The following is a 24,983-nucleotide window of genomic DNA, read 5'->3' as shown; positions in this document are numbered from 1 at the left end:
CTTGAACCGATCTGAGAGGACGTCAGGCCATCGTCGCAACAATCACCAGGGCGGCCGCTTAACCTCTTGGTATTTTTAGCGGTAAGCGTACAATCCCGGCGATTGCATCGCCTGAGAACGGAGCACACTTATGACGTCTTCTTTCCGTCACCTGTCCATAATTTCGCTCGCCGCCGGCTTTGCCTTCGGCATCGCCACGGCTGCTTTCGCGGTCGGCGACAACAACGATGACACCAATCCGCCGCCGAAGACCCAGACGACCAAGACCTGCACCGGCGGCAAGGTCTGGGACAAGGCCAAGAAGGAATGCGTCAATCCGAAGAAGAGCAGCTTCAATGACGACGATCTCTATAAGTTCGCCCGCGAGTTTGCCTATGCCGATCAGTATGACAATGCCATCACCGTGCTCAATCTCGCCCGCAATCAGAACGACCCGCGCATCCTGAACTATCTCGGCTACGCCAACCGCAAGGCCGGTCGCATGGAGCTCGGCATGTCCTACTATCGTAGGGCGCTACAGGCGGATGAGAACTACATCCTCGCCCGCTCCTATATGGGCATGGCGATGGTGGAACAGGGAGATATCCAGGGAGCCCGCGTCCAGCTTGTCGAAATCCGCGATCGCGGCGGCGAAGGCACATGGGCCTATCGGGCTCTGCTGCAAAGCTTGAACGGCTACAAGACATATTGACGCAAGGTTTGTGGGCAACAATGCGAAAATCCCTTGAGAAAAGGGGATGAAGACGGCCGGATGCTTGCGAAGTGCAGCAGATTTGTTTCATAAAGCACTGGCATCGTCGGCGTCGATAAGGCCGGCTTCGCGTTCGACGGCGAACCCTTCGTCCGCGAAACCATTGTGAATGCTTCTTGGATAGACAATGCGTCAACCCGCAACGACCATCGATCTCCGGCGTGATCTCGTCGGCCTTCTGCCCCGCCTTCGCCGCTTCGCGATCACGCTCGCGGGTGAGGCTGCCGTGGCCGACGAACTCGTTCAGGCCGTCTGTCAGCGCGCCATCACCAAGGGCAATCAATGGAGCGGTGAAGGCCGGTTGGAAAGCTGGATCTACACGCTTGCCCGCCAGCAATGGACCGACGACAGCCGCAAGCGCAAGCCGAAGGCTTCCGTCCGCGGCAACGTCACCGATATACGCGAGGCCGCGCGCGAACGCTCGGCTGGAGCCGATCCCGACGGCATCCATCACATGATCGCCGATATGCCGGACGGTCTTTCCAGCATGTTCCTGCTCGTCGATGTCGAAGGCCACAGCTACCAACAGGCGGCCGACATCATGGGCACGCCGGTGGCAAATGTCGTCTCCCAACTCGCGACCGCAAGGCTGCATTTTGCCGGGCTTGCCGGCACCCACCCGATCCACAGGTACTGAATTTGCTCGATCTCAGGAAATTGCCGCTCGAAGCCCAGCTCACCGCCCTTCTCGATGGCGAGGTCTCGCCCGAACAGCGGCACGAACTGGAGCAGCGCCTGGCAACCGACGAGAGCACGCGCCGGCTGCACGAGAAGCTGCGCCACGGCGCCGATTTCGGCCGCCACCGCTTCGACGATATCCTGAAGGAGCCCGTGCCGCTCGCCCTCGTCCGCGCGATCAAAAGCACGCAGCCGCCAAAAACGCCGATCGCCCAGCGCGCCACGCGCCCGCATGTGAAACTGGCGCCGAGCGGCCCGCAGGCACTGGCCGCCGCTCTCATCCTCTTCGCCGTCGGTTGCGGTATCGGCTATTTCGTCGGCACCGCCCCGGATGCCGACGAAATAGCCACCACAACCTCCGCCACCGCACCGGCCAATACCAGCGACTGGCTGGGCGACGTCACAGCCTATCAGCGCCTGCTGATCCGCCAGCCTCGTCATCTCGTCGAAGTGCCCGCCTCGCAGGCCGAGGAAATCTCCAGCTGGCTGACGACCGCGATCGGCGTGCCCTTCCGCGTGCCGGATCTCAGCGGCGAAGCCTGGACCTTCCAGGGCGCCCGCGTCATCCTCGGCGACAGCCGCCCTGTCGGCCAGCTCGTCTATTCCAACGCCGACGGCGACGTAATCTCCATCTGCTTCCGCAAGGACGCGCAGCCACCGGAGACCGACGACTTCAAGGAAACGATCAAGGACGAGATCGGCCTCGTGACCTGGCACAATGCCGGCACGTCCTACGTGCTTGCCGGCCCCTCCGCCGAAGCGACGCTCGGCCAGCTCGCAATGAAAATCGCTACCGCGATCTGACGGCGCCCTGATGCATCTCGCCCGGAATTGCGCAGCGGGATAACGACATACAAAAACAAAGAGCTAAAGCGCGTCGCATGAATCAAGTTTGATGCGACGCGCTTTAGCTCCAATTCATTTCAAGCCGCATCGATCGCGGCCTGAGTTCTTAAGATCAGGCCTTGCCGGCCTTCACCTCGAGCACGCGGTTTGCCGCCGAGACGATCGCTTCCAGCGATGCCGCGACGATGTTGGTATTGACGCCGGCTCCGAACAGCTTGCCGCCGGGATAGGAAGTCTCGACATAGGAGATCGCTGCCGCGTTCGAGCCGTGCTGCAGCGAATGTTCGGAATAGTCCTCGACCGACATCTCGATGCCGAGATAATGCGACAGCGCGTTGATGAAGCCGTCGATCGGGCCGTTGCCGCGTCCTTCGATGCGCTTGATCTCGCCATCGTCGGTGATCTCAGCCGCCACGATCCGCTGACCCCTGTGCTCGGTATCGGGATAGGTGTGGTGGTCAACGAATTTGAGGCGCGCGCTCGGCTGCGTCACGTAGCGCTCGATAAAACGGTCGTAGATCCGCTTCGAAGGAAGCTCCTTGCCCTCTACGTCGGTAATACGCTGGATATCCTCGCGGAACTCGACCTGCAGGTTGCGCGGCAGGTTCAGCCCGTAATCCTGCTGCAGAATATAGGCGATGCCGCCCTTGCCGGACTGCGAGTTGATGCGGATGATCGCCTCATAGGAACGGCCGACATCGCGCGGATCAATCGGCAGGTATGGGACTTCCCAGACGGGATGGTTGGCGACCTGCGCCGCCTTCATGCCCTTATTGATCGCATCCTGATGCGAGCCTGAGAAGGCCGTATAGACCAGCTCGCCGACGTAAGGATGACGCTCGGAAATCGCCATCTGGTTCGAATATTCGAACACTTCCTTGATGCGCCCGATGTTCGAGCAGTCGATTTCGGGATCGACGCCTTGCGTGAACATGTTCAGCGCCATCGTCACCATGTCGACATTGCCGGTGCGCTCGCCATTGCCGAAGAGCGTGCCTTCGACGCGGTCGGCGCCTGCCAGCAAGGCCAGTTCGGCGGCGGCGATCCCTGTGCCGCGGTCGTTATGCGGATGCAGCGAAACGATCAGGTTGTCACGATTGTCGAGGTTGCGGCACATCCATTCGATCTGGTCGGCATAGACGTTCGGCGTCGCCATCTCGACGGTGGACGGCAGGTTGATGATCAGCTTGTTATCTGGCGTCGGCTTGACGACCTCGATGACGGCATTGCAGATTTCCAAAGCCACCTCGAGCTCGGTGCCGGTGAAGCTCTCCGGCGAATATTCGAAACGATAACCACCGCCCGCCTTGGCGGCCATGTCGGTGATCATCTTGGCGGCATCGACGGCGATCTGCTTGATGCCCTGCACATCCTTGGCGAAGACGACGCGGCGCTGCAGCTCGCTGGTCGAGTTATAGAAATGCACGATCGGCCGGTTTGCGCCTTCCAGCGCCTCGAAGGTGCGGGTGATGAGTTCCGGGCGGCACTGCACCAACACCTGCAGGGAGACGTCGGCGGGCACGTTGCTCTCTTCGACACACCAGCGGGCGAAATCGAAGTCGGTCTGCGAGGCCGAGGGGAAACCGATCTCGATTTCCTTGAAGCCCATCTCCAGCAGCAGCTGGAACATCCGCGCCTTGCGATCGTGGCCCATCGGGTCGACCAGTGCCTGGTTGCCGTCGCGCAGGTCGACCGAGCACCAGACCGGCGCCTTGGTGATGGTTTTCGTCGGCCAGGTGCGGTCGGGAATGTTCACCTGCGGATACGCCCGGTATTTCACCGCAGCGTCGGGCATGCCTTTTGCAGCGTCGGACATGCCTTTTGCGGGGGCGGCCTTCAGTGAGGATTGCGTCTTCGCGTCCATCGTATCGTCTCCTCGTCCCGGCATTTGCCCGCTCTTAGCCGATCGTATCAGGCTTGGCGATATACAAATGCGGACCTTTGTCGGTCATTAGTTCAATTTTGAAAGTGAGTCGCGAGGAGCGATGGCCGGGCGGGCCTTCGGCCGCCGGGCGCTCCTCAAAGGACCCGGCAACCGCGCGTAAGGCCGAGGAGAAGAAGCGAGGTCAGGGCGCGCGTATTGTCACGCAGGGCGATGCGGCCGCGTGCAATCGTGTCAGAAATTCTGGCGCCAGTGGTCTTCATGGCCGCGCTTATAACCTCGGGCGGTGGAACTGGCAAGCCCTTGCCAGGCTTTTGGCGGCCGATGGCGCAATGACATTCCGCTATCGCGGCTGGCTTCGATCTTTCCAAACACTCACCAGCCGCGCCAGCGCCAGCATCAGCCCGCCCGCGATCAGGCCCCAGAAAGCGCCGGAAATGCCGCCGAAGGAAACGCCTGAGGCGGTGACCAGGAAGGTGATCGCCGCCGCCTCGCGCGACTCCGGGGCCTGGAAGGCCGACATCGCCGAGGAGGAGAAGGCGCCGACCAGTGCCAGCCCTGCCACCGCTTCGATCAGGACGGGAGGCGCAAGGGCGACGAAGGCAGTCACCGCGCCAGCGAGCAGCCCGAGGATGACATAGCCGACGCCGGCGATCAGTGACGCCCAATAGCGCCTCTTCGGATCGGCGTGGGCATCCTGTCCGGCACACATCGCCGCGGTGATTGCCGCCAGATTAACAGCATGGCCGCCGAACGGCGCCGACAGCAGGGAGAAAAAGCCGGTGACGGCAAAGAGCGGACCGGGTTTCGGATCGTAGTGATTGACCTTCAGGACCGCGATACCCGGAATATTCTGCGAGGCCATGGTGACGATGAACAGCGGCAGCGCGATTGAGACAAGGCCGGCAAGATTGAACACCGGCCAGATGATCTCCGCCGTCGGCACCAGCGACCGTTCGAGCGAACTCAGTGCACCGTCGGGAATATCGACGCCAAAGACCAACACCAGCACGAAGGCAGCGAGCGCTGCCGGTACCGCCCACAGCCGCTTGAAGGCGCCGACGACGATCCAGGCGACGACGATCGGCAGGCCGAGGAGCGGGTTGAAGCCGATCGCCTTCACCGGCGCGAAGCAGAGGCCGATCAGCACGCCTGATAGCATCGCATTGGCGAGCGGCGCAGGAATGGCGGCAACCGCCCGGCCGAGCGGCTTGAAAAGTCCGGCGACGACAATCAACGCAGCACAGATCAGAAATGCGCCGACCGCCGCATTGAAGCCGCCGTCGATTGCCCCGGTGCTTGCCAGCAGCGCGGCGCCGGGCGTCGACCAGGCGATACTGATCGGCAATCGCGTCAAGGCACAGAGCACGATCGCGCAAACGCCCATGGAGATCGACAACGCCATCAGCCCCGAAGCCGCTTGCGCATCCGTCGCACCGACCGCTTCGAGCCCGTGCAGCACGACGGCAAACGAGCTGGCAGAACCGACGAAGGCGGTCAGCAGCCCCATGAACAGGGCCTGGACGGAAAAATCTTTGTGCATGGCGGGACTCTTGGACTGTAAGAACGGCGCATGGAGCATGATGGTTGCCGCAGGCGCAAGTCCGGATTCAGGCCTTTCCGTTCAGTCCTCGCCGATAGGAGTGCTATCTCCACTCAAGCACTGCTGAAAGCAAACCGCCCTCACCTGAGATCTGCAGGCAAGGGCGGGTTCTTAGCAGCTTTGAATGAGAGAACTCAGATATCGGCCTGCGACGTCACGATCCGCGAGACGAGGCCATAATCCTTCGCCTCTTCGGCCGAAAGCCAGTAGTCGCGATCGGTATCCCTGGCGATCTTGTCGAGCGGCTGACCGGTGGCCTCAGCCATGATCCTGTTCAGGCGGTCGTTCATCTTGATGATCTCGCGCGCCTGGATCTCGATATCGGATGCCATGCCGCGCGTGCCGCCGGAGGGCTGATGCAGCAGGAAGCGGGTGTTCGGCAGGCACAGGCGCCGCTCCTTCGGAGTGGCGACATAGATCAGCGCGCCGGCCGAGGCGACCCAGCCGGTGCCGATCATCCAGACCTTCGGCTTGATGAACTTGACCATGTCATGGATGGAATCGCCGGATTCGACGTGGCCGCCGGGCGAATTGACATAGATGCGGATGTCTTCGTCGCTGGCCGCAGCAAGCGCCACGAGCTGCGAGCAGACCTTCTGCGCCAATTCCTGATTGATCGGTCCGTAGATGAAGATCGAACGCGACTTGAAAAGATTCGCCTCCGTTTCCTTGCCGAGCGGCAGTTCCTTCGTCTTGTCGTCCTGGTCTTCGTCGTTCATTCGAACCTCTTGGAGATGAATTCGGCTTCCCCGCACATAGTGCGACTCAATGCCTAAAACAATGTGGGAAAAACACAAGGCACCGAAGCGATGGAGATATCCTTAAGAAGCCGCGCGTCGTTCTGCAAGCCTTACTGAATTGTAACGGGCAAAGGCTTTGAAAAGCCTAAATCGGTTCCTACCTCAACCTCACGCAGCGAAAGCTGCACCGAAAAAATCATCGAGCGTTCTTAATGCGTCCGGTCGGACACGGGAGCGCTCTGGAGCAACAGGAGACAGGACATGTCACCCGAAGAACGCCAATTGCTGACTGCCCTCTTCGATCGTGTGCGCACCGCGGCCGCCCAGCCGCGCGACCGCGACGCCGAGGCCCTGATCGACCAGGCGACGCGCGAGCAGCCCTCGGCCACCTATTATCTTGCCCAGGCCGTCATCGTTCAGGAAAAGGGGCTGGAGGCGGCGGCCAACCATATCAAGGAGCTCGAGGAGCATGTCCGCCAGCTGGAAGCCGGCGCGAACGATCACCGCCAGGCCGAACAGGGCGGCGGCTTCCTGAGCTCGATCTTCGGCAACACCCAGACGCAGCAGCCAGCACCCATTCCGTCCAGCCCTGGCGCTTCTGGTCCCTGGGGCCAGCAATCACGCGCCTATGACGAACCCCGCGGCTACGACCGCGATGCCCGCCAGCCGCAGCAGCAGCCGACTGGCCCCTGGACCCAGCAGGCCTCTGCGCCTTCGGCCGGCGGCGGCTTCCTGCGCGGCGCGCTCGGCACGGCAGCGGGCGTTGCCGGCGGCATGCTGCTTGCCAATTCACTGAGCGGCATCTTCGGCAATCACATGTCCTCGCTCGGCTGGGGCTCGCCCTTCGGCGCAAACCCCTTCGGCAATGCCAGTGCTCCCACCGAGGAAACCGTCATCAACAACTATTACGGCAATGACGACACAAGCCAGGCCTCGGACAACGCTGCCGATGACAACGACAATGCCAATGTGCAGCAGGCCGATTACGACGACGGCGACGATTCTGCCGACGACTCATCCGGTGGCGACGTCACGGACGTGTGAGGTTTATTAGGCAGAAATGGGCGGCAGTTGGTTTCGCATTGCCGCACTGTTGCCCGGCCCTTCGCTTTAAGCTCAGGGCGTTCGCTGCTGCAATCGATTCACTGGATCGATTGCTCGGGCTTCGCCCGACCGCAGCTCACCCGCGCCCGCGATAGGTGGCGACGCCCTGCTCCGGCAGCCACACCCCTTCCGGCGGCGTGCCCGTCTGCCAGAACACGTCGATTGGAATGCCGCCGCGCGGATACCAGTAGGCGCCGATCCTCAACCACCTGGGATCGAGCAGCTCGACGATGCGCTTGGCAATGTAGATCGAGCAATCCTCATGAAAAGCGCCGTGATTGCGGAAGGAATGCAAGAAGAGCTTCAGCGACTTCGATTCCACCAGCCATTCGCCGGGAATGTAGTCGATGACGATATGGGCGAAATCCGGCTGCCCGGTCATCGGGCAGAGCGAGGTGAATTCCGGCGCGGTGAAGCGCACCACGTAATCGGTGCCGGCATGGTTGGACGGCACTTTTTCAAGCACCGCCGCCTCCGGCGACCGCGCGGTTTCGGTTTGCTGGCCCAGCATCGACAGGCTGGAGGTATCGGTATTCGGCATCATGCCTCCTTGACGACTTTGACGCGGATGCCGTGAGCCTTTTCGCCCTCCGGCTCCACATGAATTGCAATGGTGGCGCCCTCGTGCACCGCCCTGATGGCATCCTCAAGGCGGTCGCAGATATCATGCGCCTGGCGTACCGACATGCCGCCTGGCACCACCATATGAAAATCGATGAAGGTCACGGTACCCGCCCGCCTCGTCTTCAGGTCGTGCACGCCGATCGAACCCGCCGCGTGGGTAGCGATCGCCTGCTTGATCGCCTCCTCCTCCTGCGGCTCGACCGCCTGATCCATCAGCCCGCCGATCGATTGTGAGATCACCTTCCAGCCTTGATAAAGGATGTTGACGGCGACGAGAATGGCAAGCACCGGATCGAAGATCGCATAACCCGTCGCCAGCGCCAGCAGCAGGCCGACGAGCACGCCGACTGAGGTCACCACATCGGACATGATATGCTGCCCGTCTGCGGCAAGTGCGGCCGAGCGATACCTGCGCCCGGTCCGGATCAACAGCCGCGCCCAGACCGCATTGATGACGCCGGCCGCGACATTGATCGCAAGGCCGAGCACAGGTGCGTCGAGCATGCGCGGCTCGGCGAGGTAACCGACCGCCTCGTTGACGATCAACAGTGCGGCGACGACGATCAGCACGCCCTCGGTAACGGCCGACAGATATTCCGCCTTGTGATGGCCGAAGGGATGGTCGTGATCGGCCGGCTTCTGCGCATAGCGAATGACGAAAAAGGCGATGAAGGCGGCAACGACGTTGACCGTCGATTCGAGGCCGTCCGACAGCAGCGCCACCGACCCGGTGACCCACCACGCCACCATCTTTAGGCCCATGACGCCAAGCGACAGCGGTATCCCCCACATCGCCAGCGTCCGAACCGTAAGGTCGCCGTTGTCACTCATATCGTCCCCCTGCGGTTGCGAATGAATTGCAGCTCTCAAGCCGTTGAAACGCAAAACCGCCCACGCGACGATCGCGAAGGCGGTTCAGATTGAGGGTGATATGGGCGATGAAGGAGGGTTTGTCAAAGGGAATGAAACGTCGTTCACAGGCGGTGCCTCCCCGATTGAGAGCTGCGTAACCTCCGATGGCGGGTGCCGGGCGGTTCAAGGGGCCGGGTCGGAAAGGACAGGTTGCGGCCAGCGCAAGAGCGCGGCCTGCCCTGCGGGCGTCAGGGCGTAGATACCCTTCTCTACACGCTCGAACCATCCGTAGACGTTGTCGCGCAGGATCGGGCCGGCATTCGCCGCAAGCGCCCTCATCTCCCGCGGTCGTACCAGACCACGTTCGAGTGCTGAGGCGCAGAGCAGTGCCTGCTGGCGATAAGCGGTCATGATCGGCGCTCGCGAACCACCACCGACCGCAGGATCCCCACGGCGGCGCTTGTGCTCGCTGACGAGGCGCGAGCGCCTTTTTGGGTTGGTCCGCGGCATCGGTGAAATGGAACCGACGATAATGCTGACCTCGCCGCCATCGGAGACGCCGAGCATGCCGATACCGAGCCGCCGGCAGAGGTCGCGGTAACGCCTGTCGGCCTCCCGCCCGCGGCCCTTGGCGGAAACACGCGCCGCGATCCAGACTTCATCGCTCATCGCCGCGCGGTCGACCGCCTGCAGAAGCAGTTCGAGGTTGAAGGAGAGTTTCAGTTCGCAGACCACCACGACCGGCGGCTCGCCATCGCTCAAGCCAACGAGATCGCACTTTCCGACCTCGCCCTTCACGACATAACCGGCCGCCTCCAGGAAGGCTTTGACGGGCAGGTAAAGCGATGTCTCCATGGCAGAAAGATGCTTCAGGCGGCGTTGAGATCGGCAATCTCGCCATATCGCGCGAGCAGCCGCGGCGAGGACATGTCGCCGGTTTCCTCGTCGACAATTACGGCATAGGCCGCCACGCCGACGAAACGCTCAGCCATCGCCGAAGCGATCTTTTCCGCGCTGACGGAGTTGGATGCCTGGCGCATTTCGCCGGGTACGAGGTTGCCGCGGTTCTTGCGGTAAGGGAGAATGATGAATTTTTCACTGGCCACGGCAACGGGTTCCGATTGATCGTTCCTGAAATGTTCTGATTTGCTTGAGAAAGTCAACCGAACTCTTCGGTGGAAGCCCGCCCTTCCCGCAACACAGGAAGGGCGAGGGAATTACGCTCAGGCAGCCTTCGTCTTCACCTTGCGTGCCAGATGCGCCACGACATTTTCGATCATCCGCATCCCGGCGTCACCGCCGAGCGTCATGATCGATTCCGGATGGAACTGTACCGCGGCGATCGGCTCCTTGGCGTGTTCGATGCCCATGATCGTGCCGTCCTCGCTCTCCGCCGTGATGATGAACTCGCGCGGCAGCGTCGAGGGATCGGCAAAGATCGAGTGGTAGCGGCCGACCGTCACTTCCTTCGAAAGGCCGGAGAAGACGATGCCCGGTTCCAGCACGCGGATGCGCGAGGGCTTGCCGTGCATCGGCAGTGCCAGATGGCGCAGTTCTCCGCCATAGGCTTCGGCGAGCGCCTGCAGCCCCAGGCAGACGCCGAAGATCGGCAGGTTGCGCGCCCGCGCCTTCTTGATCGTCGCCTTGCAGTCGAAATCTTTAGGCGTTCCAGGCCCCGGTGACAGCACGACGAGGTCCGGGTTCAGCCGGTCGAAGATTTCCTCCGGCACCGGCGTGCGCACGGTCGAAACGGTCGCCCCCGTCTGGCGGAAATAATTGGCAAGCGTGTGGACGAAGCTGTCTTCATGGTCGACGAGCAGGATGCTGACTCCCTTGCCGACGCTTGCGACGTCGCGCTGAGTCTTGCCGGAATTGCCGGTCTTGGCGTCGCGGATGGCGGAAAGCATGGCAGAGGCCTTCAGTTCTGTTTCGGCTTCTTCTTCCTCAGGGATGGAATCGTTGAGCAGCGTCGCACCGGCGCGCACCTCGGCGATACCGTCTTTGATGCGCACAGTGCGCAACGTCAGGCCGGTGTTCATGTCGCCGTTGAAGCCGACCATGCCGATCGCACCACCATACCATGCGCGCGGGCTCTTTTCACGGCTCTCGATGAAGCGCATCGCCCAGAGCTTCGGGGCGCCGGTGACGGTGACCGCCCAGGCGTGACTGAGAAAACCGTCGAAGGCGTCCATGTCGTCGCGCAGCCGTCCCTCGATATGATCGACCGTGTGGATGAGGCGCGAATACATCTCGATCTGCCGGCGGCCGATCACCTTGACCGAGCCGGGCTCGCACACACGGCTCTTGTCGTTGCGGTCGACGTCGGAGCACATGGTCAGTTCGGATTCGTCCTTCTTCGAATTCAGAAGCTTCAGGATCTGCTCGCTGTCGGCGATCGGGTCGTCACCGCGCTTGATCGTGCCCGAGATCGGGCAGGTCTCGATCCGGCGGCCCGAAACGCGCACGAACATTTCCGGTGAGGCGCCGACCAGATATTCCTGATGGCCGAGATTGATGAAGAAGGAATAGGGCGACGGATTGATCGCCTTCAGCCGCTTGGAGATGTCGGAAGGCTTGCTTTCGCAGCGCTCCATGAATTTCTGTCCGGGCACGACTTCGAAGAGGTCGCCCTTGCGGAAACTTTCCTTCGCCTTGGTCACGAGCTCGGCATATTCACCGGGCCGATGATCGCTCTTCGGCGGGATGGAATCAGTGTGCTTAAAGGGTTCGGGCGCGATATCGCCGGCTTTGCCCTCGGTCGACACGCCGCCTTTTTCGAAATCATAACGGTCGATCCAGGCTTTGGCGGCGTAATTGTCGACGACGAGAATCTCGTCAGGCAGGTAGAGCACCATGTCGCGCTGGTCGGAGGGCCGCGTCAGCTTCAGATCGATCGCGTCGAACTGGAAGGCGATGTCGTAGCCGAAGGCGCCGTAGAGCCCGAGGCTCGCATCCGCCTGCGAATAGAACAGATCGGTCACGGCGCGCAGCACAGTGAAGACCGTCGGCATCTTCGAGCGCTCTTCCTCGGTGAATACCCGGTCCGGCGTCTTGACCGAGAGGTCGAGACGCCGAGCGGAGGAAGCGCCGAGCACGAGGTCGGACACAGTCTTTAGCCGCTCGATCACGAAGCCGAGAAGCACTTCGCCGCGTTCGTTGTAGGCTTCGATCCAGACCTCCCGCCCGAAGGAAGAAATGCCGAGCGGCGGATCGACGACGGCAGTATCCCAGCGCGTATAACGTCCCGGATATTCGTAGTTCGACGAGAACACCGCGCCGCGGCGCTCGTCGAGCTTGTCGATATAGGAAGAGACCGCATCGCCGTAGGGGATTGCCCGCCGCTGTCGCGTGACTGATATGCCGCCCTTGGTCTCGTAGATTTCCGCACCATCATCCCGCAGGATCGTTACCATTGTTCCACTCCGTTATCGGGGCCCGGACGACAGGCGACCATAAAACAAAAAAAGCCGCCTCGAAGTTTCGGGCGGCTCACTCGTCGTCTTTGGACACGATTGGTCGAGGCCGCCTTAGCGAGCCCACCACCAAACAGCAATGTTCAAGGACTTGATCATGGGAAAATTGTTAGCCTGAGATCGGCCGCCACGCAAGAGGCGATTGCGTAATGAAAAAGGGCAGCCCGAAAGCCGCCCGATCTGATGTCCTGCTCTGACCCGATCAGAAAGTTTTCGTCAGCGAGACCTTGAAAGTGCGGCCGGGCTCGGAATACCAATCTTGCGGCTGCGATGCGGCTGAGTTCGGGTTGACGTCGCGCAGGGCGAGCGCATTAAAATATTCCTGGTCGAAAATGTTGTAGACGCCCGCCTGCACCCGCAGGCCCGGCACCTGTTCCGGCGTCCACCAGCCGGTCAGGTCGACGATTGCATAGCCGGGCGCATCGAAGGTCGTATCGGCGGTCGTGCTGAGATGGTCTGTGAGCATGCCTGCCGAAAGCGTCGAGGAAAGATCGAAGCCGAAATTCTCGTTGCTCCAACCGACGCCGACGATCGCCTTGAAGGGCGCGACCGAGCGGAGGCGCTGGGCAGTTTCCTCGTTCCTGCCGTAGGCATAGGCAAGCGCTGCATGCAGATTGATGCCGTTGTTGAACCTCTTGTTGGCGCTCGCTTCGACACCCGAGATCGTCACACTGCTGACATTGGTATAGTTGAACTCCGTGATGCCGGTGGAGGCGTTGACGCTCGTCACCGTTTCAATGAAGTTGTGATATCGGTTGTGGAAGAGCGCCAAGCGACCGTTAAAATCGCCCGTGTCGAAATTGGCGCCCATTTCGACACCATAGCCGGTCTCGGGCTTCAGGTCGGGATTGCCGAGCTGGGCATAATTGCCGCCCGCATTGTAGAAGCGGCTATAGAGCTCGTCGACAGTCGGGGCGCGGAAGGCTGACGACAGCTGGGTGTAGAGCTGTACATCGGGTGTCAGTTCGTAGGTGGCGAGCACCTTCGGCGAAGCATGTTGATCACTGCGATCGGACAGCGTACCGAATTTTGCAAGCGCGGGATTGCTGGCAAAACCGCCACCCGTCGACGGATCATAGCTGAACCAGTCGAAACGAATGCCCGGCGTCAGCGCAAAATTCGTATCGCCGAACTCGATTTTGTCTTCGATCGACAGGCCGATCGTCTTGCTGTCTACGTCCGGCACTTCCGACTGATTGTTGAGCGAAGGGCACGTGGTCGGCGTCGGGCAAAGCGCGGAGCTGTACTGGTTCCAGGCCGACGTCGTCGCGTCGAGCGTTGCTTTTACCGAATGGCGGACGTTCGAATATTCGAAATCCTTGGTGACCGTGCCGTTGAAGCCCCAGGTCTTATTTTCGATCTCATTGTTTCGGCCGTAGGCGACATTGGCTGCTGTGCGTCCATGGCTGCCCGACTCCTTCTTCAGATCCTGCCAATAGAGCGTGGCCCGGGCGTTGGTGAAGAATGCATCTGAGGACTGCGCTTCATAGTCATAGTCGAGCGATACACGATCGCGGTCGCGCAGTTCGCGGCCATCATAATTGTCGATCATGTAGGTGCGCCCGGTTCCCTGTAGCTCTCTCAGGTCGGTTTGGAGATCGCGGCGAAACCGCTCCGCCGTCAGGCCGATGCGATGACCGCCTTCCAGCTCCTGGCGGAGCTTGAAGAGCAGGTTGTGCTGGTCGAAATCGGCGGGATCCGCCTCGGTCCGCAAACGACCGTAACTGTCGCTGTCGCCCATATTGTCGCGTTCATGCCCCTTGCGGTAGCCGCCCTGAAAGAGCATCGACGTGCCGCCGATCTTCTTGGCGGCGGCGGCCGAACCGGAAAGGCTGCTGTCTTCGCTGTCATAGGTGGACTTGACGATCGCGCCCCAGTCGCGGCCTTCGGGAATGATATCCTCCGGCTCCAGCGTATTGACGACGATCGCGCCGCCGAGCATGCCCGAGCCGCCCTTGCTCGAATCCGCCCCGCGCACAATATCAAGCGACGAGAGCGAGTTGAAATCGAACGTATCGCCGCCGCCATTGGCGTTGGCAGGCGCGAAGGCACCTTGGCGCGAGCTGTTCGAGAGATAGGGAATCGGAATGCCGTCGACAACAGTCAGGATGCGTGCGCCGGAGAGGCCGCGCAGATTGACGCCGGCATCGCCGCGCGAGAAATTCACGCCGGGATCGACGCTGCGTCCGAGGTCTTCGAGATTAGTGACCTGTTTCTCGTCCAGCTGCTTGTCGGTGATCTCGGTTGCAAGCGGCGTGTCGGCGACACTGCCCGGCGCCAGGCGTTTGCCCTTGACGACGATCTTCTGCAGGACGGTGCTGTCGTCGGCCGTTGCTTGCGGCGTGGTGGCCGAAGCGCTTTGCGCGAAAGACTGCGAAACAGGAAGAACAACTGCGGCTGCCGTGCAGACCAATAGAACCGAGCGCCAATACCGGACGATCATAACCTACCTCTCATGATGATTACCGGGCTGGCTGGTCGCGGCGCGTCGAACGCTCGAGGGGCTGGCTGGGCTTTTGCGGATGAAAGCGATGCTGAATTTCGCCTTCTTTTCGCCGCATAAAAAACATGAGATATTTTGTCAACATAAAGCGACACTTTATGTTGAATTATTCTATCAAGTTTTAACGATCTTTCCTGACGTTGCGTAATTGCAACGAAAACCGCGATAATGCGTTATCACCTACGCGATCGACATGACGGAACCGGATGCGTTGAGAAAACTTTCGATACTGGCGATCCTTCTCGCCGCAACCGCCTTTCTTGCCGGCGCCCGCCTGCCCCCGCACGGCCCTTTACCCCAACCTCGACCGGACACCGGTGCTGCAACCACCCCTACCCCGCTTCCTGACAAGGCTGAACCGCCCGCACCGGACGATGTGCCCGCGCCTCAGCCAAAGCCTGATATGAAGGAGCCGGCAGTACCGGCGCCAGACCAGCCGGCGGCGCCCCAAACCGAACCAGGAAACACCGAACCCGCAAAGCCCGCACCGGGAGAACCGATGCAAGGTCCGCCGCTCCCGCCTGGCAGGCTCGAAGGCCCGCAGGCTCCGGCGGAGGAGAATAAACCGCCGGCCGAACAGACACTCGAAGAGCAGCACCTGACGATCGAACCCGAAAGCGATGCCGAGCACGCCGAATGCACCGCTGCGCTTAAGGCCTTGGGCGTCGTATTCAAGGATGCACCGCGCATCGACGACGGCAACGGCTGCGGCATCGACAAGCCGATCATCGTCTCAGATGCTTTGCCCGGCATCAGTTTGAAGCCGGAGGCGACGATCCGCTGCCCGGCCGCACTCGCCCTTGCCCGCTGGATGAAGGAAAGCGTCATCCCGGCCGCCTCCGCCGCTCTGCCGGAGCAGGGCCGCCTGACGACAGTCAATCAGGCATCGGCCTATATCTGCCGCCTGCGCAACAGCGCCGAAACCGGCAAGATTTCCGAACATGCCCGTGGCAACGCCATCGACATTGCAAGCTTCCATTTCGAAAAGGGCGAAGATGTCGCCGTCCGCTCCCGCCGCGAGGACCCGACATTGACCGGCGCCTTCCAGCGCACCGTCAGCGCCGCCGGTTGCCTCTATTTCACCACCGTCCTCGACCCCGAAAGCGACGCCGCCCACGAGACCCATTTTCATCTCGACGTGATCGAAAGAAAGGGCGCCTATCGCTATTGCCACTGACCATTTGGTGGCTGCGATCCTCGCTTGAATCGTGCAGCGAAATAACCAAATAGAAGCTGCAAAATAGGTGGAGGGGTCAGCGGCAATTGAAGATCATAGCGAACGTCATCCTGGTTCTCCTGATCGTCGCTATTGGCTTCATCTTTACTGGTGAATTGCATTGGCTCTTTGCCATCGGAATGCTGTTCGTCGGGGCGCTGCAAAGCCTTTTCATCTGGCTGTTTATCGATCCGGACTTGGAAAAGCGCCGCGAGCGCCGTCTGCTCGAGCGCTTCGGCAAACCGTCACCGGATCAGAACAACCCCTCGATATAACCCTGCTCGTTCAGGAAAATCCGCTCCGCCGACGGCGATTTCGGCAGGCCGGGCATTGTCATGATCTCGCCGGTGATGGCGACGACGAAGCCGGCTCCCGCCGAAAGCCGCACCTCCCGCACTGTGACGATGTGGCCTTCCGGCGCGCCGCGCAGGCTCGGATCGGTAGAGAAGGAATATTGCGTCTTCGCCATGCAGACCGGCAGCTTGCCGTAGCCCTGCTCCTCCCAGGTCTGCAACTGGTCGCGCACTGCCTTGTCGGCCGTCACCTCGCCGGCATGGTAGATCTTCGAAGCGACGATCTCGATCTTCTCGAACAGCGAAATGTCGTCGCCGTAGAGCGGTTGGAATTTCGCCTGTCCGGATTCGGCCAGTTCCACCACCTTGTGCGCCAGTTCCTCGATGCCGGCTGAACCCAGCGCCCAGTGGCGGCAAAGGATCGCCTCGGCGCCGAGCCTCGAAACAAATTCCTTCACTGCCGCGATCTCGGCGTCGGTATCGGAGACGAAATGGTTGATCGCCACGACGACCGGAACGCCGAACCGGCGGACATTGGCGACGTGCCGGCCGAGATTGGCGCAACCCTTCTTCACCGCCGCGATATCCTCCGTGCCGAGATCCTCTTTCTTCACACCGCCATTCATCTTCAGCGCCCTGACGGTGGCGACGATGACCGCCGCATCCGGTTTCAGCCCGGCCTTGCGGCACTTGATGTCGAAAAATTTCTCGGCGCCGAGATCGGCCCCGAAGCCCGCTTCCGTCACCACATAGTCTCCGAGTTTCAGCGCCGTCTTCGTCGCCGTCACCGAATTGCAGCCATGGGCGATATTGGCGAAAGGCCCGCCATGCACGAAGGCCGGATTATTCTCGAGCGTTTGCACCAGGTTCGGCTGCATCGCATCCTTCAGGAGCACCGCCATGGCCCCGTCGGCTTTCAGGTCGCGCGCATGCACCGGCGTCCTGTCGAAGCGATAGCCGATGATGATGTCGCCGAGCCGCCTCTCCAGATCCTTGAGGTCGGTGGCGAGGCAGAGGATCGCCATCACTTCGGAGGCGACGGTGATGTCGAACCCGCCTTGGCGCGGGAAACCATTGGCAACGCCGCCGAGTGAGGAGACCACGCTTCTGAGCGCCCGGTCGTTCATGTCCATGACGCGCCGCCAGGTGATGCGGCGGATATCGATATTCTCTTCGTTGCCCCAGTAGATGTGATTGTCGATCATCGCCGCCAGCAGATTGTGCGCCGAGGTGATCGCATGGAAATCGCCGGTGAAATGCAGGTTGATGTCTTCCATCGGCACGACCTGCGCGTAACCGCCGCCGGCCGCTCCGCCCTTGACGCCGAAGCAGGGGCCGAGAGAAGCCTCGCGGATGCAGACGATGGCTTTCTTGCCGATCCGGTTCAGCCCGTCGCCGAGCCCGACGGTGGTCGTCGTCTTGCCCTCGCCCGCCGGTGTCGGATTGATCGCGGTGACGAGGATCAGCCTGCCGTCCTTCTTGCCCGCCTGCCCGGCGATGAACTCGGCGCTGACCTTTGCCTTGTCGTGACCGTAGGGAACGAGCTGTTCGACCGGAATGCCGAGTTTCGCCCCGATCTCGAATATCGGCTTTTTGGCCGCAGCACGCGCGATTTCGATATCGGATTTGATTGATGGCATGGATGTTCCCCGTCCCGGCCTTCCGCAGACGCGGAGGTACTTGTTCTCTCTTTATCGGGATAGCGAAATATCGGCGGGGTGTGAATAGCGCTGCGCCTTGCGGCCACCACGCTGGGGCGTTTGAGTGGCGGTCAACGATCGCGATCCTCGTCGCCTTCTATATCGGCCTGGTAGCGGCGCTCGCCGTCTATGCCGTTTCCTTCGGCTACAAGCTCCTGAGGATCGCCTCGGGTGTCTTCGCCCTCGACAAGGCGGAGATCAATTTAACGAAGCAGCCGCAGGAACGATCTCTGCCTCAGCTTTTCTGGGGCATCGAAGACTTTCCTTGGCATCGGGTCCACACAGGCGAGAACCGGGTTCGTCACCATAAGGGATGATACCATTGACAATGCCAAGTTCGAGCGCCTGAGAACGAGGTATAGTCTTTTGCTCAATCGAGGTCGCGAGCATCATCGTCTTGTAAGGCTCGGCATTGACGCCCATCTCGTCGAAATAGGCGAAGAATTTTGGATATTCAGCCTTCGCGGGTCTGACGAGACCGATATCGGAATATCCGACAAGCCGCGGCGTTCCGCTAATCAAGACTAGAGTACAGGTCGAAAGGCAGTATGCGCCGCCAGCAGAAACCTCGCCCTCGGTCGCCCCGCTTTTGGCAATGCTCGCCTTGCAACGCGGATCCAGCGTCGGGCAGTTGGGCAACCGCGTTCTGCCAATCGAGGTCTCCAGACCTGCAGCCCGGATAATACGCCCCATCGCGAAAGCCGCATCCATGTCTCCGCCATAGGACTGAAGGACGACCGGCAATTTTCTTCCGCCGAGCGCTTTCAAGATCGCCTCCAGCCGAGCGGCGTATCCGGCGTGATGTCTCCATCCCCGGAAATCCACTGCGTGCACTCGTCCTGGCAATTGCCATGATACATCAGCAGAAAGTCCATCGGCCGGGTTTTCGGCAGAGTCTCGTTTGTGACTGCGACCGCAGCCTGCACAGAGGCCTTGGATACAGGCGTCTCCGCCGCCGCACGGCGATGACAAACGGCCTCGGCCGCTGCATCCGGAGCACAGAGCGGCATGCCAGGCCATTCGTTATAAGCCAACATGTCCGTCGTGAGACCGATTTCAAGTGCGTCTGCGGCCGGCACGATGTTGATGCGGTCAGGGGTGGCGCTCATCATCAGTCCAATCAAATCGGCGCTAACGCCCATTTCCTTCAGATAGGCCGTAAGAGCAGCAGTGGCCTTCTTGCCTAGCTTGGTGGAACTGCTGCTCCCCGCTGACTTTCGGCCCATCTCCTTGCGGGAGATTTCGGTCTTCTTGCCGTTCACCATCTTGTATTCGATGCGGTAGGAAACACGCACTTTGCTGTAGATTGTCGTGATCTGGTGAACGCCGATGAATGCCCATTGCGACGCGACCCGCGAGGTTCCGCCGGCAAACACCAGCGGACAAGCGGAAAAGCAGTATGCGCCATAGGAATAGGTATCACCAAGCGTGGGTTCATTCTTTGCGATAGCGGCATCGCAACGCATATCATCTTCTGGACAATCCTTCAGCCGTGTGCCGCCCACAGCCGTTTCAAGGCCGGCCTTGCGGATCATCCTGCCCATCGCATAAGCGGCGTCTACTTCACCACCTTCTGAAAGAAAGACGATCGGCATTTTTCGGTTGCCGATTGTCTTCAGAATTTTTTTGAGTTGCGCGGGCGTATCGGAGGTTATGCGTCCTTCTGCCGATATCCATTCCGGACAGTCATCCATGCACAGGAGGCTGCGCACGAGGATGAACCGCATCGGCGGCTGACCTTTCTGTTTCTTCTGCTCGGCAGCCTGCGAGGTTGCGGCACCGATCGACAAGCTCAATAGAAGAAAACCAAGTATTACCAATGAAAACATAAACTTCAGGATGACGGCAATTGCAAAGCGCACGATTAAATCGCCTCAGTTATACATGGTTTAGGCTTATCAATTGCATTGAAGGGCAGCAAGCGAGATTCCTACGCCAGTTCCCGTACCGACTTCTGCAGAAGTGATTCTCTCAGACGGCGACTTGCAGCTTGCAGGTACACATCAAGCAAGTAGAAGATGCCGCAGCGCTACATTTCCACCTCAGTACTCAACCAATGCGCGAACAACCGTGGCAAATTATTCACAATTTGAGTTAATCGACTTACACCAAATCAATTGGGACTAGCATCAGGCGGGTTTTCTGTGTTTGATAGCGGTAACATTAGGGCTGCCTGGGGCGTACAAATGTCTTACATGACTACCTCTGAAAGACAGTCATTGCTTTCTGCAGAGCTTGCCATTGCACGAACGCGCAGTCTGTTTGCGCAGGCGCTGGGCCGGGTTTCCGCAGCGTTCGGATTGTCGCATGCAACGCTGATGCACGCTCCCTCCCCGGAAGACCTCCTGTTGAAACCCCTGCTGATCGAGAGTTCGCTGCCGGCCGCCTATATCAGGGAATTCGACCGCGCCCACATGATGCGCGGCTGCCCTTTCGGCTTACGGCTGAGGGAATCCGCCGTCCCTCCGGTCTGGCACCTCAACGACGCTTTCAACGGTCAGGCCTTCCCCGCCGAACTGCATGCCCTGATGCTGCGCCATGCCATACCGGCAGGCGTTGCCATGCCGACCATTGCGGCCGACGGCCAGCGCCTGGTTTTCTGGTTCTGCGGCGAGCGCGCCGCACTTGGCCAGAGCGAGGTCAATGAGCTGGCAATGATCACTCTGCATGCACTCGATGCATACAATGCAGTCAAGCGCAACGAGGAATGCGCGTATAACGCGCTGTCGACCCGCGAACTAGAGGTTGTGCGCTGGACTGCCCAGGGCAAGACCTCGATCGAAATCGGCCAGATCCTGACTTTGTCGGACCACACGGTGAATGCCTATATGACGAACGCGATCAAAAAACTCGATTGCGTCAACCGCACCCAGTTGGTAGCTAAGGCAATTCGATTGAAGCTGATCAACTGAGGAATCGGAAGAGAGTCGGCACGTCGTCCAGTGATCTGGGGGAATCGTGTCTCTTCGTTTCGAACAGCCCATCATCGACAAGACCGAGCAATCCCGCGCCCACATCGGCATCACCGATGCGGAAATCCTTCAGATGCTTGCTGCCTATCGCCTTTTTGGCTTCTGGCGCATCAACATCGAGACCGGACATTTCTTTGCGAGCGAGGATGTACACGAGATCTTCGACCTCCCCTACAGCAACGGCCCCGTCAATCTGACCGAGCTGATGTCGCGCATCCATGAGGAGGACCGCAGCCTGATCGCCCAGACATTCGAAGAGGCGAGCCGTCATGGCGTCGGCTTCCATTTCGTATACCGCGTCGACAGCCGGCTTGGCGGTTACAAGCTGGTGCGCAGCGTCGGCCGCTTTCGTGACGATGAAAGCGGCGGCGGCATCGTCGGCGTCACCTATGAATGCGTCGAGCGGCTGCGCGTCGTCGGTTTCGAGGACGATGCGAGACCCCGCTGACTCCACGGGGTTTACCGGTCGAGCACCGAACGGATTTCGACTAGGTTCGAGCGCACCCGGAGAATATAAAAGCCCATGGTGGCGAGATGGCTCGGCATGATCCAGCCGTCCTCGCGCCCGTTCGAAATGATCGCCGGCTGAATGCGCAACGCCGCTTGGAACTGCCGCATCGTGCTGCCCCAGACCGCTCCGAGATTGCGCTCCTGCACCACTTGCGAGAAATCCGCCTGCGCGGCGGCAAGGATGGCGTAATAGGCGTAGAGCTGGCCGTAGGCGAACCAGAACCGGTCGTCGGCGCGGGTATCGAACCAGCCGCGATTGTGGTTTTCCGAGCGCTCGGCGAGCATGTCGGACGTGCCGCCGAGATCGTTGGCAATGCGGTCGATGAACTGCATGAGGTTGTCGGCGCGGCCGTCGAAAATGACGCTGCACGTGGAAAGATCGGTGTTGAATTTGCGCAGGCTGCCGATCGCCGAACGGTAATAGGAGGGCGTCGGCGTCTTCGGCCCGAAGGGATTGAGCCCGAAATACCAGCTGTATTCGTCGAATTGCAGATTGCCGCGGGCGCTCTGCAGGTCGTTGTTGATGCCCGACGTGCCGCGCACGCGCCCGAGCGTATCGACGAGCTCTGCCGATGTCCGCCGAACCGCCTGATTGATGCCCCGCTGGAACGACGCCTTGTTGTCGAGGAAAGGCGTGTGATCCCAGTCGATTCCGAAAAAGCCCATTTTGTAGAGCAGCATGGAGGAGATCCATGCGTTCTGGTTGACGTTGAAGTCGGTCAGGTCGGCCGTGACGTCGATGATCGCCGAACGCTGGCAGGTCTTGGCTGCCGTGGCGTTGCTTCCCTCGGCGACCGGCATTTCCTGTCCCGCGGCAACCTTGCGTTCGGCAAGCCGGTATTGGTCGACGAAGGCGGTGTTGAAATTCGACCAGGCCTGCGTCTGCCAGAAGAAATAGCCGTAGAGCACGACGAAGAGCGCCACGAACGCGATCACCGGCAGCCGGATCATCCAACTCCGGCGCTGATACCAGCCATACGCGGCAAGAATGGGCCAGAAGGCCCAGGCGAAAAACAGGCGGACCCAGCGACCGATCGTCTGGCCGATCAGCCTGAAAAAACCGGCTATCCGGTCAAGCATCGTCGTCTCCTGTCAGGCGAGGCGAACATCAGGACATTGCGGCCCCGTCGCATCCACATATGCGCTCGATGGGCCGAGCACAACACGAGCCCTCCGATTTTTCGCAAGGGCGCCTTGCGGAAAAGAGGTGCTGACGACGTCTTGCGGCTCAGGAACGCAGGAAAGGCAGGCTGAACCGGAAGGACCTGCGCGCCGTATCGATCAGAGGGGCTCCCGATTTGTCCGGCGCCGGCTCGGCATAGGTCGGAAACCTGCCGGTAAATTCCAGATCGGCGCGGCTCTTGCGCCGCTCCAGATCCTGGGCGACCAGCATGCCCTTTTCGAACAGCCTGATTGGCGCGGCGATATCAGGAAAGAGTTCCGGCCTGATCCGCATCTTCATGCCGGGCCGGTCGGTATCGACCTGCGCCTGATAGATGATCAGCCGCTCCTCGACGTCGATCATCAGCTTGCGCAGCAGCACGCTACAAGCGGCGATCCGGCCATTCAGCGAATCGACAAAGGTCTGGAACAGGCCGATGAAACGCTCGCGCCGCTGGCTGTCGTCGCGCATCTCGTGCTCCCCGGCGGAAATCTGCTTGGCCTCCGCCTTCAGCGCCCGCCGCTCCGCCTCCATCTGCTCCCAATGCGCCCTGCTGCCGTAGACGCCGATACGGCCCTGCGTCGTCAGCGCCTTGGCATTGAGTTCCTTCATCTTCAGGCGGGCAATATCGATGGAATCGACCAGTCGGCGCCGTTGCTCGACGATGTCGATGAGACCGCGTTCGGCGGCCCTGTGCCGTTCGATGATCGAAGCGCGCTGGCCGGCAATCAGTCTGGCGAGCGCGTCCGATTTCGTCAGAAGTTCGAGCAACCGTTCGATGACGGGGGCCTCGCGCACACGTTCGGTATACATGCGCCACATCCGCTGGCGCGACGTCCAGCCGGCCATCTTTTCGCGCAGCGTCAGCCCCCGAAAACTGTCGAGATCGGCCGAAACCTCCGCCGTCAGCCGGTCGAGGGAAAAGACCAGCTCCGCCTGCAGGGCGTCAAGCGCGGAAGCATCGGCGATATGGGCCTGGAAACGAGAATTCTGTTCGAGGAAGACCTCGTCGGCCGAACGTGCCTCATCGGCGCTGAAGGCGCTGATTGCGGCCACGCAATAGTCTCCGTCGGCCGCAATCCTCTCGGCAAGGATGCCTGCAGCTTCGTATTGGCTGTCGAATGGCGGAGGTTTACGCACCAGGCCTCTCCAGGGAATCTCGTGCTTCTCAAGCTAGAGCATGGTGCCGAAAAGTGTGAGCGGTTTTCCGTCCGGAATTGCTTAAAATCGAAAGCATGTTGCTTGCGGCGCCAAAGAAAGCAGGCCGCATCGCGGCTTCAGACCGGCTCGGCGATCCAAGCCCCGTTCATCGCTTCATCCCAATGCCTGCGACAGAGCGAGACATATTTCTCATTGCCGCCGACTTCGATCTGCGCGCCTTCGTGCAACACCTTCCCCTCCGCGTCGAGCCGCACCACCATCGTCGCCTTGCGCCCGCAATGGCAGATCGTGCGCACCTCGCGCATTTCGTCGGCGATCGCCAACAGTTCCTGCGAGGCCGGAAACAACTTGCCCTGGAAATCGGTTCTCAGCCCGTAGACCATCACAGGAATGCCGAGCCTGTCGACGACGCGGGCAAGCTGCCAGACCTGGACAGGCGTCATGAAATGCGCCTCGTCGACGAAGATGCAGGCAATCGGCGCGCCTTCACCGCTCAGCGTCCCGATCAGCCGGAACAGGTCCTCGTGCGGTTCGAAGGGAATGGCGCTCGCCTCCAGCCCGATCCGCGAGCCGATGACGCCCCGGCCGGTGCGCTCGTCGAAGGCAGCGATCAGCTGCACCGTGCGCATACCGCGCTCCTGATAATTGTAGGAGGCCTGCAGCAGCATCGTCGACTTGCCGGCATTCATAGTCGAGTAGTTGAAATAGAGTTTTGCCATCCGATCTCTCCTTGATCGGCTTATTGAAAGCTCACAATGGCAAAGAAAAGCCCTGCAACAGTGATAATCACAGGAATCCCGCTCAAAAACTGCTGAAAGCCCCAAAAACAATATAGTTCCAAAAATCTGCCCGACGTCGCAATCGCATGGGTCGATACGACGCAAACGCACTGAGGTCGCTTGTCAAACTCGGC

General features: G+C 60.7%; 21 protein-coding genes and 1 pseudogene. 8 read left to right on the top strand and 14 right to left on the bottom strand.

Annotated elements, in window-relative coordinates; all coding sequences use genetic code 11:
- Positions 1-130 precede the first annotated feature (130 nt).
- The 3 genes from HJB89_RS22850 (at position 131) to HJB89_RS22840 (ending at position 2,233) form a co-directional block, all read left to right on the top strand.
- Positions 131-691: a M48 family metallopeptidase gene (locus HJB89_RS22850; RefSeq protein ID WP_207581319.1), complete on the top strand. Its 561-nt coding sequence runs from the start codon at positions 131-133 to the stop codon at positions 689-691.
- A 187-nt stretch (positions 692-878) separates the two neighbouring features.
- On the top strand, positions 879-1,388 hold the full coding sequence (locus HJB89_RS22845) for an RNA polymerase sigma factor (protein WP_207581320.1): 510 nt from the start codon (positions 879-881) through the stop codon (positions 1,386-1,388).
- 2 nt (positions 1,389-1,390) lie between these two features.
- On the top strand, positions 1,391-2,233 hold the full coding sequence (locus tag HJB89_RS22840; RefSeq protein ID WP_207581321.1) for an anti-sigma factor: 843 nt from the start codon (positions 1,391-1,393) through the stop codon (positions 2,231-2,233).
- Between the two features lie 154 nt (positions 2,234-2,387).
- Here the strand turns inward: HJB89_RS22840 and leuA are convergent, their stop codons facing one another.
- From leuA to HJB89_RS22825, 3 genes are all read right to left on the bottom strand, one after another.
- Positions 2,388-4,139: a 2-isopropylmalate synthase gene (gene leuA, locus HJB89_RS22835; RefSeq protein ID WP_221150556.1), complete on the bottom strand. Its 1,752-nt coding sequence runs from the start codon at positions 4,137-4,139 to the stop codon at positions 2,388-2,390.
- A 361-nt stretch (positions 4,140-4,500) separates the two neighbouring features.
- Positions 4,501-5,700, bottom strand: a complete 1,200-nt coding sequence (locus tag HJB89_RS22830) for a benzoate/H(+) symporter BenE family transporter (protein ID WP_405049114.1) — start codon at positions 5,698-5,700, stop codon at positions 4,501-4,503.
- A 194-nt stretch (positions 5,701-5,894) separates the two neighbouring features.
- Positions 5,895-6,479 (bottom strand): ATP-dependent Clp protease proteolytic subunit, encoded by a 585-nt coding sequence (locus HJB89_RS22825; protein ID WP_207581324.1) that lies wholly within the window; start codon positions 6,477-6,479, stop codon positions 5,895-5,897.
- A gap of 282 nt (positions 6,480-6,761) precedes the next feature.
- On the opposite strand from HJB89_RS22825, the gene HJB89_RS22820 reads away from it, so the two are divergent.
- Positions 6,762-7,544 (top strand): DUF2076 domain-containing protein, encoded by a 783-nt coding sequence (locus tag HJB89_RS22820; RefSeq protein ID WP_221150555.1) that lies wholly within the window; start codon positions 6,762-6,764, stop codon positions 7,542-7,544.
- A 136-nt stretch (positions 7,545-7,680) separates the two neighbouring features.
- Here the strand turns inward: HJB89_RS22820 and queF are convergent, their stop codons facing one another.
- The 6 genes from queF to HJB89_RS22790 all read right to left on the bottom strand — a co-directional run bounded on the left by queF (position 7,681) and on the right by HJB89_RS22790 (position 14,996).
- Complete coding sequence (queF, locus tag HJB89_RS22815) at positions 7,681-8,145, bottom strand: preQ(1) synthase (RefSeq protein ID WP_207581326.1); 465 nt, start codon at positions 8,143-8,145, stop codon at positions 7,681-7,683.
- On the bottom strand, positions 8,145-9,059 hold the full coding sequence (gene emfA / locus HJB89_RS22810; RefSeq protein ID WP_207581327.1) for a cation diffusion facilitator family transporter: 915 nt from the start codon (positions 9,057-9,059) through the stop codon (positions 8,145-8,147). The genes queF and emfA overlap by 1 nt, the downstream gene beginning before the upstream one ends.
- Before the next feature lie 204 nt (positions 9,060-9,263).
- Positions 9,264-9,935, bottom strand: a complete 672-nt coding sequence (locus tag HJB89_RS22805; protein WP_221115871.1) for a DUF2161 domain-containing phosphodiesterase — start codon at positions 9,933-9,935, stop codon at positions 9,264-9,266.
- A 14-nt stretch (positions 9,936-9,949) separates the two neighbouring features.
- A complete protein-coding gene (locus HJB89_RS22800; RefSeq protein WP_221150554.1) occupies positions 9,950-10,186 on the bottom strand; it encodes a hypothetical protein in 237 nt (78 codons plus the stop codon).
- Between the two features lie 117 nt (positions 10,187-10,303).
- The gene (locus HJB89_RS22795; RefSeq protein ID WP_207581329.1) at positions 10,304-12,493 is read right to left on the bottom strand and encodes an anthranilate synthase; all 2,190 of its coding nucleotides are present in this window, start codon (positions 12,491-12,493) and stop codon (positions 10,304-10,306) included.
- 262 nt (positions 12,494-12,755) lie between these two features.
- Positions 12,756-14,996, bottom strand: a complete 2,241-nt coding sequence (locus HJB89_RS22790; RefSeq protein WP_207581330.1) for a TonB-dependent hemoglobin/transferrin/lactoferrin family receptor — start codon at positions 14,994-14,996, stop codon at positions 12,756-12,758.
- A gap of 253 nt (positions 14,997-15,249) precedes the next feature.
- On the opposite strand from HJB89_RS22790, the gene HJB89_RS22785 reads away from it, so the two are divergent.
- Positions 15,250-16,233, top strand: coding sequence for an extensin family protein (locus HJB89_RS22785; RefSeq protein ID WP_207581331.1), 984 nt, complete (start codon positions 15,250-15,252; stop codon positions 16,231-16,233).
- A gap of 86 nt (positions 16,234-16,319) precedes the next feature.
- Positions 16,320-16,547 carry a hypothetical protein gene (locus HJB89_RS22780; protein WP_221132492.1) on the top strand — a complete coding sequence of 76 codons (228 nt, stop codon included), beginning with the start codon at positions 16,320-16,322 and terminating at the stop codon, positions 16,545-16,547.
- Here the strand turns inward: HJB89_RS22780 and HJB89_RS22775 are convergent.
- Together HJB89_RS22775 and HJB89_RS22770 are read right to left on the bottom strand one after the other, a co-directional pair.
- Positions 16,526-18,205, bottom strand: coding sequence for a formate--tetrahydrofolate ligase (locus tag HJB89_RS22775; protein WP_221150553.1), 1,680 nt, complete (start codon positions 18,203-18,205; stop codon positions 16,526-16,528). The genes HJB89_RS22780 and HJB89_RS22775 overlap by 22 nt on opposite strands.
- Positions 18,206-18,463: 258 nt before the next feature.
- A pseudogene (locus HJB89_RS22770) lies at positions 18,464-20,094 on the bottom strand (hypothetical protein).
- Between the two features lie 357 nt (positions 20,095-20,451).
- On the opposite strand from HJB89_RS22770, the gene HJB89_RS22765 reads away from it, so the two are divergent.
- Together HJB89_RS22765 and HJB89_RS22760 are read left to right on the top strand one after the other, a co-directional pair.
- On the top strand, positions 20,452-21,177 hold the full coding sequence (locus HJB89_RS22765; RefSeq protein WP_207581334.1) for a LuxR family transcriptional regulator: 726 nt from the start codon (positions 20,452-20,454) through the stop codon (positions 21,175-21,177).
- A 46-nt stretch (positions 21,178-21,223) separates the two neighbouring features.
- Complete coding sequence (locus HJB89_RS22760) at positions 21,224-21,685, top strand: PAS domain-containing protein (protein ID WP_221132490.1); 462 nt, start codon at positions 21,224-21,226, stop codon at positions 21,683-21,685.
- Positions 21,686-21,696: 11 nt separating this feature from the next.
- Here HJB89_RS22760 and HJB89_RS22755 read toward each other — a convergent pair whose 3' ends face one another.
- The 3 genes from HJB89_RS22755 to HJB89_RS22745 form a co-directional block, all read right to left on the bottom strand.
- Positions 21,697-22,827, bottom strand: a complete 1,131-nt coding sequence (locus HJB89_RS22755) for a DUF2333 family protein (protein ID WP_221150552.1) — start codon at positions 22,825-22,827, stop codon at positions 21,697-21,699.
- 148 nt (positions 22,828-22,975) lie between these two features.
- Positions 22,976-24,049 (bottom strand): hypothetical protein, encoded by a 1,074-nt coding sequence (locus tag HJB89_RS22750; RefSeq protein WP_221142109.1) that lies wholly within the window; start codon positions 24,047-24,049, stop codon positions 22,976-22,978.
- 137 nt (positions 24,050-24,186) lie between these two features.
- Positions 24,187-24,789 carry a thymidine kinase gene (locus HJB89_RS22745; protein WP_207581338.1) on the bottom strand — a complete coding sequence of 201 codons (603 nt, stop codon included), beginning with the start codon at positions 24,787-24,789 and terminating at the stop codon, positions 24,187-24,189.
- Positions 24,790-24,983: the final 194 nt, after the last annotated feature.

This window comes from Rhizobium sp. NZLR8 (assembly GCF_019685025.1).
Lineage (GTDB): Bacteria > Pseudomonadota > Alphaproteobacteria > Rhizobiales > Rhizobiaceae > Rhizobium.
The sequence above is the reverse complement of the archived record's forward strand: the minus strand, read 5'-3'. Positions and strand labels throughout refer to the sequence as shown.